Below are 14709 nucleotides of genomic sequence, written 5' to 3'. Positions count from 1 at the left end.
AAAAAAGGGTTATTTATGACTATAAACTCAAATACACAATCATTTAGCTCGTTAAATGGGGCAATAAAAGTAACTCAAATAGCACAATCAGAAAGTAGTTCTACAATTCAAACAAAAAAGTTAACTGATTCAGTTAGTGTAAATATAAATTCAAATACAGAACCATTAAAAGAAGAAACAGTTATTCAAGCTAGAAATGGTTATGTTAATCCTGAACTAGAAGCTAGAATTAAAATTCTAAATGACTATTATCCCAAAATAATTGAAGAAAATAATCAATTTGAAAATCCTTATACCCATATTTGGGATAAATATTACAATACATATTCACCTTATTATATAGAAGGTTTAACAAAAGAAGAAAGAAATGCTGCTCATAGTAATGAATTTGATTTTCAAAGATGGGGGAAAGATAATGGAAGTCATGATTTTCGAGATCCAATGTTTAGAAATCGTGATAATTCATCATTTTATGATGATGTAGATGTTGCAAGTAGAAAAGCCTTCGATAGAGAAAAAGTAAATGGACAATTTAAATCTTTATTAAATAAATATAATATTTCAATTCCTCAAGATACAAAACTTTCTTTTACAATTGATCCAAATACTCTAAAAGCAACTGTTATTGGAACAGATGATGAAACTCTTGCTAAATCTATTGAAGATGTTATAAATACAGCTGATAATGCAAAACAATTATTTTTGCATATTTCTTCAAGTATATCAGATGATTCAAGTCAATATAATGCAGAATCATCTTCAAAATATGGTTTAGTTCAAAATATAAAAGATGTAACAGGTTATAACTTAAAAGATTTAGAAATAAAAGATGGAAAGTTCGTGACAGAAGATGGAACAGATGTATTTCAAATATATGCAAAAAAGATTAATGAGAATCCTAATAAGTCTGATTTTGTAAAACAGATGACTATAGCTAGTTATGGAGAAAGATTATCAGAATTAGCACAAAATGGATTTGATTCAGTGCCAGATTTGGTTTTATCAATAGATTATCAAAATGGTTCATTTTATGATGTAAAACAAAGTGAAAACTTTGGGACTGAAAAAAGTGGTTGGATTAATGAATTAAAACAAGCAAGAAAGAATGAAGAACTTGCCCATAAAGGTGAAGAATATGAATCTCAATATTTGGATACAACCCAGTTTACAAAAAAGTATAATGATATTGATTTAACATCTAAAAAAAATACTATAAAGAATGATGAACAACATATTTTAAGTAAAGATGAGCTTATGTTGAAATATTTACTTGGGTATGAAAAAGAGACAAAAAATGAAGATATTAATACTTTAGCAGAAAAACTAAAAAAAATGAATGAAAAAAATAAAATTGACAATAATATATCTTAAAAGTATAATTTCATCAAAAAAGATATCTAAAGAGAGAGAATGAAGTTTGTTCAAAAAGAGTTTAGCTGTACTTTCGAAGAGAAGAAATCAAAATTTATAGCTTATTTAATGCCTCATCATTTGTTTGATGAAGTGATGAAAAAAGTAAAAGCTGAACATCCAAAAGCAAGGCATTATGTTTATGCCTATAGATATTTAAATGAGTTTGAACAAATAGTTGAAAATAGTAGTGATGATGGAGAACCAAAAGGAACAAGTGGGAAACCAAGTTTGGCAGTAATGGCAGGAGCTGAAATAATAAATAGTGCAGTTATCATCGTGCGATATTTTGGTGGAATAAAACTAGGAACGGGCGGATTAGTTCGAGCTTATGGGGATAGTGTAAACGAAGTTATAAAAATAGCTGAGTTTAAAGAGTATCAAAAATTAATAACAAAAACTTTAGTTTGTGATTATGCTGAGCTTTCACAACTTGAGTATCTTTTAAATCAAGAAAATATAAATATAAAATCAAAAGAGTTTTCAACTCAAATAAATCTTTTAATTGAACTCACATCAGAACAATTTATTATCCTAGAATCAAAACTTTCAAGAAGTATAAAAATTTTATAATTATTTAATACATTTTTATTTTAAATAAATCCAATTAGTTATATTATTATTTAGAAATAATATAAAAATTAACTAAAGGATAAAATCATGGAAATTTCAACACAAGATTATGGATATAGTTCATCAAAAACAACAAGCACAAAAACAATGGAAAGTCTGGAAGATAAATATGGTGAAAAATTTGGTGATTATTTAAAAGAATTTTCTGAAATAACAGCAGATGGAGAACTTGGTATGAATGATTATGCAAAATATTATACTCAACCTGAAAAAATGCAAGCATTTACAGAAATTTTAACTGCAAAAAATGAAGAAGGTTCAAATATTATTGATGGTGGAATACATGAGGGTGCAGAAAACTTATATCCTGAAGAAATACAAAAACAAATAAATAGTTTGCATATTAAACACGCAGAAACAGGTGATGTTAGTTATCTTTGGATGGCTATGGAAGTTGGAAATCAATATAACGCATATAAAAATGGTGAAGATGTAGATTCTATTTTTGTAGTAAGAAAAGATGGAAGCTTTGGAAGTGGAAATTCATCTACGATAAATGATAAAGATGTAGATGCTCAAAAATTTGTAGATAAAATGTTAGAAATATTTACACAAAAACTAGGAAATTCAAGTGGAGATTTAAAAGATAAATATCAAGACTTAGTAGATAATTATCAACAAATGAAAGACCAGATAGAGACTAATAAAACAAATTCATATAAAAATAGTTCTTTTTATGCATAAAATTTGAAAGGAGAAATTATGAAAATAATAAATAATCAAAATCTATCATATAGTTATGGAATAAATTCAACTTCTTCAGCACAACAAACAAATAGTACAAATACAACTAACTCTTTTGATAGTTATTTGTCAACTTCAAGTGAAGAGAGTACAAATAAACAAGTATCAACTTCAATAAATTTTCTTGAAAAATATAATGCTTTTGATTTTTTATCAAATGTAGATAAAATTCAATTTAAAGAGATATTATCTGATAATTATATTGATTCATTTGAAATAAATAACTTATCTTATGAACAAATTGAAAAACTTGAAAAGTTAGTTAAACCAAATTTATCAAAAGAAGAGGTTAATCAAATGCCAATTATTGGTATGGATAATGCTATAAATTATATTTTTTCTACTGTAAATATCACTTCTGATAAAACTTTTAATGAAGCTTTATCAAATACATATAAACAAATAGATAATGAATTTGATAGAATGAATTTTTCTTTGGAAATAAATACAAATTTAAATCAATTAAAAAATAATGAAGATTTAATAGCAAGATTTTATTCAAATGTAATTTCTAAATATTATGATGAAACAAAAAATATAAATATAGATTCCAACCAATTTCTTTTGAATATTACAAATATTCACAAAAATGCTATAAATGATGAAGGTAAATCAAGTGAACTAAAAGTTCAACATCAAAAAACACTTAATTATTATAATCTTTTACAAGATAATTTTACGAAATTGACTACAACTAAAAGCCAATATTTTTAAAAGGGAAAAATTCATGCAAATAACAAATAATCAAGTTTCATCATATTCTTATGGTGCGAATTCAACAACTCAAACAAATAGTACAAATACAGCTAACTCTTTTGATAGTTATTTATCAAATACAAATGAAAAGACAGCAACTGCAAATAATCAAACATCAAAAGTAGTAGCTTTTATAGATAAATATAATGGATTTTCATCTTTATCTCCAACAGATGAAAAAATATTTAGAGATATTTTATCTGATGGGGTATTAAGAAATGAAGAGATGAAAGATTTGAGTTATGATCAAATGAAAAAATTAACAAAGTTAATTTCTGTTTATCCATCAGGTGAATCTAAATCTACTATACCAGCATTAGTAGGTGAAATTGGTGGTATTGATTCTGTAATTAATAGAACAAATAATGAAGATTTTAATAAAGCTTTATTTGAAACCGTTCGAGAAATTGATGATGATATGGAAAGATTTAATTTTATTGTTGAAATATCAAATAATTTAGGTTTTAATGATAATTATAATGCAACATCACCTGAGGGAGAAAATTGGGAAATCAAAGATTATAAAAGTTTTATACAAACTTTACTAAGTAAATATAAAGAAATCTATGAAAGCCCAGCAATACAAAGTTCTACGGAATCATTAGAAAGGTATGAAAAACTTTTAAAAAGCTTATCAACTTTAGGAAAAAATCATGAGGAAGTAATAAGTAAAATAAAATATGCTTAATAAATGTAAATAGTTTTGTTTTTAAACTTACAAATTAACAATTAAAAGTTATTGAAATAAAACAATTAAGAAATATTCTAGTATTATAATAACTGTTTAAATTATTAAATGTAATTCTAGGAGTTTTTATGAAATTGAATAAATTTATTTTCATAGCTATTTTAGCTTTTAATTTAGTTGCAAATGATGAAATAAATGTAAATTTTAAAGATTTAAAAATAAGTGACTTAGTCAAAATAACTTCTAAAATAATCAATAAAAATATATTAATAACACAGGAAATAGAAGGAACGATTGATTTTATACCAAATAAGCCAGTCAATAAAAACGAATTAATTAAAATTTTGTATATGACTTTAGAAGACAAAGGTTATACTTTAGTTGAAGATAATGATGTTTTAAGAGTTATAAAATTATCCGAAATAAAAAAAGAAACTTCACTAATAAAACTAAAAAATATAAAAGCAGATTTTGCAAAAAAAAGTTTAGATGAATTATCAAAATCAATTTTAAATCAAAATCTCTCTATTGTCGAAAATATTCCTGATAATTCAATAACTCTTATTGGAGAGAAAAAAGATGTGGAGTATTTATCAAAATACATTAAAAATATTGATGAAAATTCTGTTTCTTTGAAGAAAGAAGTAAAAGTAATAAATTTGAAGAATATCGATGCAAGTAATATTTTAAAAATATTAGAAGATATAATAAGTAAAAAAGAGAATATTGATTCTGTAAATAAACCAGTTATTTCTTTGGATAATGAATCAAATTCGATAGTTGTAATGGGAAATACAGAAGAACTTTTATATATAAATTGTTTAATTAAAGAACTTGATGTTGAAAAAGCGCAAGTTTATGTTCAAGCTAGAATTATTGAAGTTAATGATGAGTTGGTAAATCAAATAGGAATTTCTTATGGAATATTTGCAGGAAGTGCGAATAGCAATGGACTTACAGCCTTTTCTTCTAGTTTAAATGGTGGTTCAGATTCAATCTCTTTGGTTAAAGAAGCAATAGGTTTAGATATTCCTGATATTACTTCTGGATTAGCTTTGGGAGCTTCTTTAAATTTACTAAAACAAAATGGAGCTTTAGATATTGTTTCTGAACCTTCTATTTTAGCTATAAATAATAAGGAGAGTTCTATTTATGTGGGAGAAACAATATCTATAAAAACTTCAAGTAGTGTTACTGATGGCGGAACAACAAGGGAAAACTTTCAAAGAGAAGATGTTGGTTTAACTTTAAAAGTAAAACCTAGAATTTCAAATGAAACAAAAGTAACCCTTGAAATAAATACTATACTTGAAGGAGTAAAAACTACTAAAACCATAAGTGGCAATGCTGATACTTCAAAAAAAGAAGTAAAAACAACAGCTATTTTAAATAATGGAGAAAGTGTAATAATTGGAGGATTAATAGAAAATAAAATTGAAACTACAAATCAAAAAGTTCCAGTATTAGGAGATATTCCTTTATTTGGAGAACTTTTTAAAAATGATATTTCTAATAATAAAAAGAATAATTTAGTTGTAATAGTAACTCCATATATGATACCAAAAACAAAAGATATTACTTTTATTCGAAATAAATTATCACAACTTAAAAGCTTAGAAGATAAGTATTTAGAAGAATCATTAATAAAATTAAAAGAAAATCATTTAAAAAGAAAAATACAAGACAAAAAAACAGAAGAAAAATCAAAAGAATTGGATAAAGAAATTGAAAAAGTAAGTAATAATTATGAAAAAAGTGAACATGAAAAAAGAGTTTCTGAGATTTTAGGGAATTAGAAATTTATTTAATAAATGACATTAATTTATCAGTTAAAATAAGCGAAGAAATAGTGCTTTTGGGATTTTTAGAATCTACAATTCTATTACAATTTACACATAAAGTTATGATATTTTCAAGATTATAACCACCACCATCTTTTATCTCTTTTACAAAACTAGTGTAGGTTTCATTTATATTAAGTTCTTGAGCACATCTATTACAACATTTATTATCTCTTCTCCATGCAAACTCTTTTCTTAGCGCCCAATCACTTGGGTACTTTGGATTTGATTTTGATTTTTCTTGATAATTCATCCAAAGTTTTTCCCTTTGAATTGTTGCTTGAGTTTCTTTTGAATATGGAAAATTAAAAAATTGTTTGATTACACTGTCTATAATCAAAGTTTGTCTTAGTTCAGAGTTTTCTTCATTTTTTGTTTTTTCAACAATTCTATAATCAATATTAATTTTTGGATGATGTTCGCGCATATAAAGTTTTAAATCTTTAAGAAATATGGGAAAACCTTCATCTTCTTTTTTTACTTTTTTTTTGAGTATTTTTTCTTTATAAATATATAGTGGTAATAAACAAGCTATGATTAAACTTGAAAGAATTATAAAGTCTAAATCTGAAATCAAAAAAATCCTTATATTATTTCAGGATTTATTTGATGTTTATCCAAAGTTTTTTTAGCTTCAGAATGTTTTCCACTTGCTAGTTTTTGTAACTCATTTTTGTGAATTATTGGAAGTATTATTTCTCTTCCTGAAAGTTTTTCTAATTGTTTTCTATTGTAGTCAAAAATATAAAAATCTTCAAAAGTGTCAACCAATAAAAAATCTGCATTATTATCAAAAGCATCAAGTAAAATTGTTGATGCAACAAGATAAGTAATTTGAGGATTTTTATTAAATGTATTTTTTGCTAAATCAAGTTTCATTGAATCTAGTTTTAAAATATTTGCATCTAATTTATTTAATAATTCTAAAGTTTGCTTAGGTTCTTTAGAAGCATAATAAGCAATATTAAAATCTTTGAAATCATGTTTTATTTCATAATTTTCTTCAAATGTTCCAAAGTCAATAATTAAAGTTTTATTTACTCTAAAATTTTGTTTTTCAAGAGGTTCAAATAAATTTAGATTATTTTGTATAGTTTGAATTTTTTCTTCAATAGTCATATCAAAGTTATAAATTCTTTTTTCTAAACTAGTATGATATTGTGCTCCAATTTCTTCATCATCAAGGGCAAGAAGAACATAGTTTGCTGTAGCTGGATTTTTTTTAATTAAATCATAAGCCAAAATCAAAATTGCATCACCAATATAATCACTTTTATAATTTAATGTATTAGAAGCATAATAATATGGTTTTAATTTTAGATATTCAAGTTTATCTTCTTCTTGTGCTAAGTCTTTTAAAATTGAGATTCTTTCTTTAAAATCATTGTCATCAATTAATAAATCAGCATAGGCTCTTCTGATTGAAATAGGTTCAATAGTAAGCTCTTTTCCAAAATTTTCAATAACTTCTTCTAAAGTTATTGAAGCTTTTACAAAAACTCCATTTATTACTAAATCAAAATCAGAACAGTTTTCAAATCCTAATTTTGCATTTTTATTTATAGTATTTAAGATATCTAAGATGCTTTTTTCATCTTCGATTTTCAAAAAATGTTTTGTATAGTATGGTAAATAATCAGAGTTTTTATCAAATTTGAATAAAGAAATTTCTAGTTTCATTTATAATATACCTTATTTTGTCGTTGGACGGATTTTATTTAATTTATACTTAAAAAAAGTATTTATCTATCATAAAATCGATGTTATTCTGTAAACCTTTTTACGTTTGCACCGATTTTTGAAAGTTTTCCTTCAAGATTTTCATAACCTCTATCTAAATGGTAAATTCTATGAATATTTGTTTCTCCACTTGCAACAAGTGCCGCTAAAACAAGAGCAGAAGAAGCTCTTAAATCAGTTGCCATTACATCTGTTCCATTTAAAGTTCCAGCTTTTCCGTTTATAGTTGCAGTGTTTCCATTTAGATGAATATCAGCTCCAAGTCTTAAAAGTTCACTAACATGCATAAATCTATTTTCAAATAATCTTTCATCAATTGTACTTGTTCCATTTGCTTGAGTTGCAAGTGCCATAAATTGAGCTTGCATATCAGTTGGGAATCCTGGATATTCTGTTGTGATTATATTTACAGGTTTAATTTCTGTTGTTGGTAAGATTGTAACACTATTTTCATCTTGTAAGATTTCAAAATTCATTTCTTCAAGTTTTGAAATAACAGCTTCTAAATGTAGGGGAATTACTTTTTCAATTTTTAGTTTTTGATTTCTAATAGCAGCTGCACACATATATGTTCCAGCTTCAATTCTATCAGGAATTACATCAAAAGGTTTAATATCGATTAGTTTTTGTCCTGTTCCTTCAATTATAATTTTTGAACTTCCAATTCCTTCTATTTTTACTCCACTATTTGCTAATACTTCACAAAGTTGCACGATTTCTGGCTCTTTTGCTGCATTTATAATAGTAGTAGTTCCGTGCGCAAGTGCTGCTGCCATAACTGTATTTTCAGTTCCACCAACAGTTACTTTATCAAATACTATTTTTGCACCTTTTAAACCATTTGGAGCAGTGGCTCGTATATAACCATGTAAAATTTCAATTTTAGCACCCATTTGCTCTAAAGCTTTTAAGTGTAAATCAACAGGTCTTTGACCAATTGCACAACCACCTGGAAGTGAAACTTCACAGTGTCCAAATCTAGCTAATATTGGTCCTAAAACTAAAATAGAAGCTCTCATTGTTTTTACAATATCATAAGTTGCTGTTGTATTATTTATTGTTGTTGTATTGATTTTTGCAGTATGATTATCTTTTTCATAAGTTCCACCAAGTTTTTTGATTAGTTTTAAAAAAGTATTAATATCAACTACATTTGGTAAGTTTCCAATAGTTATTTCATTTTTTCCTAAAATAGTACAAGCAATTAAAGGTAGTGCTGCGTTTTTTGCACCTGATATTTCAACGCTTCCTGAAATATCATTCCCCCCAATAATTTTTAAGTATTCCATGTTTCCCCTATGAAGTATTTATATAAGGGTAATATAATAGCCAAAATAAGCTTTAAGATATAAAAACAATACTACAATAGGCTTTTGAAAACAAAGGTTTATAATGGATAATCAAGTCAGTAAAGGCATAAAATATATGCTATTAGCATCACTTTTATTTGCTTTTATGGGAGCAGTTGCAAAAGAATTAAGTGATTCCATGAGTTCAGTTGAAGTTGTATTTTTTAGAAATGTATTTGGTGTTTTTTTTATTTTAATATCTATTTATAAATCTCCTTTAAAACAGTTAGGTGGAAAGTTTTGGTTATTAACTTTTAGGGGTGTTGCTGGATTTGTAGCACTTTTATTTTTCTTTTATAATATTTCACAAATACCACTTGGAGAAGCAATGACTTTTTCCAAAACATCAACTATTTTTACAGCTGTTTTAGCATATATATTTTTAAAAGAAAAATTAGGATTAAAAGGTTGGTTAGGTGTTTTTATTGGTTTTATAGGAATTATATTTATAACAGAGTTTGATGGAAGTAGTTTAGATAAAAGTGATTATTTAGGTATTTTATCAGGTGTCGGAGCTGCCCTTGCTTATACATCAGTTCGAGAACTAAGAAATTATTATGACACAAGAGCGATTGTTTTATCTTTTATGACAATTGGAACAATTGGACCTTTGATTTTAATGATAATTGGAAGTTTTTATGTAAATCCTGATTTGGATTTTATGTTAGGAACTTTTATTATGCCTGAAATAAATGATTGGCTTTACATAATATTGTTGGGAATTTTTTCCACATATGCACAAATATATATGACAAAAGCATATTCTTTTGCAAAAGCTGGAATCATAGGAACTATATCTTATAGCAATATTGTTTTTTCAATAATTTTAGGACTCATTTTAGGGGATAGTTTCCCTTCGGTTTTAATAGTTTTTGGTATACTATTAATAGTTTTGAGTGGATTTTTAGTTTCAAGTAAAAAGGAATGATATGGAGTTTTTTTTAGATGATTTTTTTTGGATTTTGTTTGTTGTAGTAATTATTGCTTGGTATATTCATGATAAATATGTTCAAAGAGAACATCAATTACTTGTAAATTATCCAATTATTGGAAGATTAAGATATGTATTTGAAGAGTTTCGAGAACCTTTTAGACAATATTTTGGAGATGAAAAGTTTTATGAATCAAAGGATAAATTAGATTGGGTTTATAAAGCAGCACGAGATGTTCCAAATTATGCTTCATTTTCTCCTGCTCAACCTTTACCAAAACCAAAATTTATGATTAGACATGCAAATATAGTTTTAAATGACAATGAAGTTGAAAATGATTTTGAAGTAACTTTTGGAGAAAGAAGAAAAAAACCTTTTACTGCAAAAAGTATAATTGCAAGATCTGCTATGAGTGATGGTTCTATTTCTCCTGAGGGAACAAGAGCTTTTGTTCAGGGTTCTTTTATTGGTGGATTTCCTATAAATTCAGGAGAAGGGGGAGTTACTTCAAACTTTTTTGTTACCCATGAAACCTATGACTCAAAATATATGACAATAGTTGATAGTTCATCTTTGAATAAAAATGTAAAAAGAGTTATGAAATTCTTTTTTAATGGGGCACTAGCAGCAGATGTATATAGAAAATTAGTATTTAAAAATGACCCAGAAGCTGAAACATATATCTTAGATATGAAGAAAAAACAATTTTATAGACCAAATTGGGATGCACCTTTAGAAGATTTTCCCAAAGAGGTTCCATCTGATATTCCTGATATTGTATTTCAAATTAGTTCAGGACTTTATGGAGCTAGGGATAAAAGTGGAAAATTTGATGAAGACAGATACCAAAAAGTTATGAGCTTTTGTCAAATGACAGAAATAAAATTAGCTCAAGGAGCAAAACAAACAGGTGGAAAACTTTCAGGTGCTAAAGTAACTCCTGCTATTGCATATTACAGAAATGTTGAAGCGTACAAAGATGTTTTCTCTCCAAATAGATTTCCATATGCAAATTCTATTGAAGAGTTATTTGATTTTGTTGGGAAACTTCAAGTTTTATCTGGTAAACCAGTAGGAATAAAAATAGTAATTTCAGATCAAGAAAATATTGAACCTTATGCAAAAGAGATAAAAAGAAGAGTAGATGCTGGAATTGATGCTTATCCTGATTATATTACACTTGATTCAGGAAGTGGTGGAAGTGCAACTGCACCACTTGAAATGATGGAAAGAGTAGGGTTAAATGTTCGAGATTCTGTCTATTTAGTAAATAAAGTTTTAAGTGATTATGGTATTAGGGATAAAGTGAAAATTGTTGCAAGTGGAAAAATATTAACTCCTGATGATATTATAATTGTTATGAGTTTAGGGGCTGATTTTTTACAAATTGCACGAGGATTTATGATGAGTGCTGGATGTATTCGAGCAAGATATTGTTCAGGAACAACAGGAAGACAATGTCCTGTTGGACTTGCAACTCAGGATAAAAACAAAAGAAGAAAATATTTTGTATTTAAACATGCGAATTATGTGGCAAATTATCATAAAAATCTTTTAAAAAATGTAAAAGGATTGTTAGCAATTATGGGACTTAAAAATATAAAACAATTAGATAAAAACAAATTACTTTTTTTAGATAAAAACTCAAGAGTGCATGATGATATTGATGAGGTATTTAGAAGAAAGTTAGATTTAAGAAAAAATAAAGGGGAATAAAATGAATTTAGATAAGGTAATTTCTGGATTTTTTATCATTTTAGCGATGACATTAAATTTTGGATTTTTTTATGGAGAAGTAAATTCTTTAGAAAGTCATAGTAAATATGAACTTTTTGCAGCAATAATTATAAATTTAATTGCAACTATATTGAAATTAGGAGATAGAACACAATTAGGTTCTGTTTTATTGGCAACTTCACTTGTAGCAGATATTCAACTAATTGCAGCTGCAATTATTTGGACAATTTTTACTTATGCTTATACTATGGATACACAAGTTATGGGAACAATTATCTCTTTATCTGGTGGCGCATTATTGGCTAATTTAACTTCTGTTGCTTTATATGTTGGTGACACTTTAAAATCAAAAAGATAGATAGGTTTTATTTTGAGAAACAGTTCACTTTTTATAATTTTACAAAAAATGCGAAAGCCTTTTTTGGTGATTATTCTTACTTATACTATATCAATCATAGGATTTTTATTTATTGGTGGAAAAGATTCAAGTGGTAATTTTTACCAAATGACTCTTTTTGATGCATTTTATTTTGTTTCTTATACAGCAACTACAATAGGTTTTGGTGAAATTCCTTATGCTTTTACTTATCCTCAAAGAATGTGGGTAACATTTTCGACTTTTTTGACGGTTTTAGGTTGGTTTTATAGTATTGGAACGTTAGTTTCATTACTTCAAGATAAACTTTTTTTGCAAGAGTTAGAAAGGGCAAGATTTTTAAAACAGATAAAAAATCTAAATGAAAACTTTATAATAATTTTAGGCTATAACCAAATAACAAAAAAAATAATCACAAAGGCTATAGAACAAGGAATCCGTACTGTAATTATTGAAAAAGATAGTTTAAAAATAGAAAGATTGATGTTAGAAAACTTTACTCCTACTATTCCTGTTTTGCGTAATGAAAATTATTCTGCAAGAATGTTAGAATCTGCTGGATTAAGAAAAAAGAATTGTAAAGCAATAGTTTCTTTATTTGATGAAGATGCTATAAATTTAAAAATTACACTTATATCAAAAACTTTGAATAAAAATGTAAAAGTTGCTGTAAAGTCTACTTCTATAAATCAAACAGAAAATTTAAAAGATTTAGATGCTGAGATTATTGTTAATCCATTTTCTATAATATCTTCTGAAATCAATATAGCATTAACTGCTCCTAGTTTGTTTAAATTGGAAAAATGGTTATATAAAATTGATAATTTAAATGGGAGCTTACCAATTTTCCCCAAAGGTTTATATGTAATTTGTGGTTATGGACGAATGGGACAAAAAATTTTTGAGAAACTTAATAAAAATAATATAGAAGTTAAATTTATAGAAATAAATAAAGAAAAAGATGAACACCTCTCAGCAGATGAAAAAAATCATATTATTTTTGGAGATGCAGATGATAGGGAATTGTTAGAGAATATTGGTATAAAAGACGCAATAGCAATAATTGTTACAACAAATGATGATACAACAAATTTATCAATTTTAGCTACTGCTCGAAAACTAAATCCTAATATTATTACAATGGCAAGGGAAAATGATTTAGCTGATGATTTTTTATTTAAAAGTGCAAAAATAAATCATATTTTTACACCATCAAAAATTTTAGTAAATAAAATTACTAATGCATTAATGAACCCTCTTAGTGACAAGTTTTTAAGATTAATTATAAAAGAAGATAATGAATGGGCAAATAAATTAGTTTCAAAATTAAGAAGTGAAATAGATGAAAATCCATTACTTATTGAAGTGGAAATTACTTTTAAACATAGCCCTGAAATATATAAATACTTAAGTGAGAAAAATACCTTAAATTTAGGAATTTTGTCTACTTCATTACATAATTATAAACAAAATAATAATGTTGTACCTTTGTTACTTCAACGAGAAAATGATATAATACTCCTTCCTACTTGGGAAAATGAGATAAAAATAGGTGATAAAATTTTATTAGCATGCGATGAACATGCGAAAAATGATATAGAATATATTTGTCAAAATACTTATGAATTTTATTATGCATTAACAGGCAAAGAAAAACGAACAATTTTTAAAAGGAATTAAATGAAAATATTAACAGGACCATGTGTACTTGAAGATAGAGACACAGTTATGAGAATAGCTGAAAAATTAAAACCATTAAGTGAAGATAAAAGAATTGATTTTTATTTTAAAGCTTCATTTGATAAGGCAAATAGAACAAGTATAACTTCATTTAGAGGTCCAGGACTTGATGAGGGATTAAAAATATTTCAAGAAATAAAAGAGCAATTTGGATATAAAGTTGTAACTGATATTCATGAATCATATCAAGCAGCACCTGCTGGTGAAGTTATGGATATTTTACAAATCCCTGCATTTTTATGTAGACAAACTGATTTATTAGTTGCAGCTGCAAAAACACCTGCAATTATAAATATCAAAAAAGGGCAATTTTTAGCAGCTGATGCTATGAAACATCCAGTTGAAAAAATTCTAAATACAAGAGGAATTTTTGAAGTAAGTTATGAAAATTCAGAAAAAGCTGGAGTTTGGCTTTGTGAGAGAGGAAATACTTTTGGATATGGTGCTTTAGTTGTAGATATGAGAAATTTACTTTTATTAAAACAATATGCACCTGTAATCTTTGATGCAACTCACTCTGTACAAATCCCTAGCACTGGTGGAACAACGGGTGGAAACTCATCATTTGTTCCATACATGGCAAAAGCAGCAGCTGCTGTGGGTGTTGATGGATTCTTTTTTGAAACACATATTAACCCATCAGTAGCAAAAAGTGATGGACCAAATATGCTTAGAATTGAAGACTTATACAAAACAGTTAGTGACATTTTTGCAATACAAGACGCTTTAGGATATAATTAATCCTTATACACATATTTTTGGA

The 14709-nt window shown here is 26.5% G+C and carries 14 protein-coding genes; 11 read left to right on the top strand and 3 right to left on the bottom strand.

The annotated features are described in order from the left end of the window. The first annotated feature begins 15 nt into the window (after positions 1-15). From ASUIS_RS10945 to ASUIS_RS10920, 6 genes are all read left to right on the top strand, one after another. Positions 16-1371, top strand: a complete 1356-nt coding sequence (locus ASUIS_RS10945; RefSeq protein ID WP_118887145.1) for a DUF4885 family protein — start codon at positions 16-18, stop codon at positions 1369-1371. Positions 1372-1410: 39 nt separating this feature from the next. Continuing rightward, a complete protein-coding gene (locus ASUIS_RS10940; protein WP_118887144.1) occupies positions 1411-1983 on the top strand; it encodes a YigZ family protein in 573 nt (190 codons plus the stop codon). Between the two features lie 87 nt (positions 1984-2070). Continuing rightward, a complete protein-coding gene (locus ASUIS_RS10935; RefSeq protein ID WP_118887143.1) occupies positions 2071-2727 on the top strand; it encodes an MCP four helix bundle domain-containing protein in 657 nt (218 codons plus the stop codon). Positions 2728-2745: 18 nt separating this feature from the next. After that, on the top strand, positions 2746-3501 hold the full coding sequence (locus tag ASUIS_RS10930) for a hypothetical protein (protein ID WP_118887142.1): 756 nt from the start codon (positions 2746-2748) through the stop codon (positions 3499-3501). A gap of 13 nt (positions 3502-3514) precedes the next feature. Beyond that, positions 3515-4231, top strand: a complete 717-nt coding sequence (locus ASUIS_RS10925; protein ID WP_118887141.1) for a hypothetical protein — start codon at positions 3515-3517, stop codon at positions 4229-4231. Between the two features lie 128 nt (positions 4232-4359). Then, complete coding sequence (locus tag ASUIS_RS10920; RefSeq protein WP_118887140.1) at positions 4360-6027, top strand: secretin N-terminal domain-containing protein; 1668 nt, start codon at positions 4360-4362, stop codon at positions 6025-6027. A gap of 4 nt (positions 6028-6031) precedes the next feature. Here ASUIS_RS10920 and ASUIS_RS10915 read toward each other — a convergent pair whose 3' ends face one another. The 3 genes from ASUIS_RS10915 to murA all read right to left on the bottom strand — a co-directional run bounded on the left by ASUIS_RS10915 (position 6032) and on the right by murA (position 9101). Continuing rightward, a complete protein-coding gene (locus ASUIS_RS10915) occupies positions 6032-6649 on the bottom strand; it encodes an HNH endonuclease (protein WP_118887139.1) in 618 nt (205 codons plus the stop codon). 8 nt (positions 6650-6657) lie between these two features. Next, positions 6658-7752, bottom strand: a complete 1095-nt coding sequence (locus ASUIS_RS10910; RefSeq protein ID WP_118887138.1) for a hypothetical protein — start codon at positions 7750-7752, stop codon at positions 6658-6660. Between the two features lie 83 nt (positions 7753-7835). Next, a complete protein-coding gene (gene murA, locus ASUIS_RS10905) occupies positions 7836-9101 on the bottom strand; it encodes a UDP-N-acetylglucosamine 1-carboxyvinyltransferase (RefSeq protein ID WP_118887137.1) in 1266 nt (421 codons plus the stop codon). 103 nt (positions 9102-9204) lie between these two features. Here murA and ASUIS_RS10900 point away from each other — a divergent pair, with 103 nt between their 5' ends. Genes ASUIS_RS10900 through kdsA form a run of 5 tightly spaced genes read left to right on the top strand, consistent with a single transcriptional unit; the run spans position 9205 to position 14687 of the window. After that, positions 9205-10089: a DMT family transporter gene (locus tag ASUIS_RS10900; protein ID WP_118887136.1), complete on the top strand. Its 885-nt coding sequence runs from the start codon at positions 9205-9207 to the stop codon at positions 10087-10089. A gap of 1 nt (position 10090) precedes the next feature. After that, positions 10091-11809, top strand: coding sequence for an FMN-binding glutamate synthase family protein (locus ASUIS_RS10895; RefSeq protein ID WP_118887135.1), 1719 nt, complete (start codon positions 10091-10093; stop codon positions 11807-11809). 1 nt (position 11810) lies between these two features. Continuing rightward, a complete protein-coding gene (locus ASUIS_RS10890) occupies positions 11811-12188 on the top strand; it encodes a DUF6394 family protein (protein WP_118887134.1) in 378 nt (125 codons plus the stop codon). Positions 12189-12200: 12 nt separating this feature from the next. Further along, positions 12201-13886, top strand: coding sequence for a potassium channel family protein (locus ASUIS_RS10885; protein WP_118887133.1), 1686 nt, complete (start codon positions 12201-12203; stop codon positions 13884-13886). Then, positions 13887-14687, top strand: coding sequence for a 3-deoxy-8-phosphooctulonate synthase (gene kdsA, locus ASUIS_RS10880; RefSeq protein WP_118887132.1), 801 nt, complete (start codon positions 13887-13889; stop codon positions 14685-14687). It begins immediately after the preceding gene. Positions 14688-14709: the final 22 nt, after the last annotated feature.

This window comes from Arcobacter suis CECT 7833 (assembly GCF_003544815.1).
In the GTDB taxonomy this organism is placed as follows: Bacteria; Campylobacterota; Campylobacteria; order Campylobacterales; family Arcobacteraceae; genus Aliarcobacter; species Aliarcobacter suis.
The sequence above is the reverse complement of the archived record's forward strand: the minus strand, read 5'-3'. Positions and strand labels throughout refer to the sequence as shown.

What these genes read in the sequence shown, in the direction of transcription:
- ASUIS_RS10935 (WP_118887143.1), top strand. Translation starts at nt 2,071, where the DNA reads ATGGAAATTTCAACACAAGATTATGGATATAGTTCATCAAAAACAACA.
- ASUIS_RS10900 (WP_118887136.1), top strand. Translation starts at nt 9,205, where the DNA reads ATGGATAATCAAGTCAGTAAAGGCATAAAATATATGCTATTAGCATCA.
- ASUIS_RS10895 (WP_118887135.1), top strand. Translation starts at nt 10,091, where the DNA reads ATGGAGTTTTTTTTAGATGATTTTTTTTGGATTTTGTTTGTTGTAGTA.
- ASUIS_RS10940 (WP_118887144.1), top strand. Translation starts at nt 1,411, where the DNA reads ATGAAGTTTGTTCAAAAAGAGTTTAGCTGTACTTTCGAAGAGAAGAAA.
- ASUIS_RS10930 (WP_118887142.1), top strand. Translation starts at nt 2,746, where the DNA reads ATGAAAATAATAAATAATCAAAATCTATCATATAGTTATGGAATAAAT.
- ASUIS_RS10920 (WP_118887140.1), top strand. Translation starts at nt 4,360, where the DNA reads ATGAAATTGAATAAATTTATTTTCATAGCTATTTTAGCTTTTAATTTA.
- ASUIS_RS10925 (WP_118887141.1), top strand. Translation starts at nt 3,515, where the DNA reads ATGCAAATAACAAATAATCAAGTTTCATCATATTCTTATGGTGCGAAT.
- ASUIS_RS10910 (WP_118887138.1), bottom strand. Translation starts at nt 7,752, where the DNA reads ATGAAACTAGAAATTTCTTTATTCAAATTTGATAAAAACTCTGATTAT.
- kdsA (WP_118887132.1), top strand. Translation starts at nt 13,887, where the DNA reads ATGAAAATATTAACAGGACCATGTGTACTTGAAGATAGAGACACAGTT.
- ASUIS_RS10945 (WP_118887145.1), top strand. Translation starts at nt 16, where the DNA reads ATGACTATAAACTCAAATACACAATCATTTAGCTCGTTAAATGGGGCA.
- murA (WP_118887137.1), bottom strand. Translation starts at nt 9,101, where the DNA reads ATGGAATACTTAAAAATTATTGGGGGGAATGATATTTCAGGAAGCGTT.
- ASUIS_RS10890 (WP_118887134.1), top strand. Translation starts at nt 11,811, where the DNA reads ATGAATTTAGATAAGGTAATTTCTGGATTTTTTATCATTTTAGCGATG.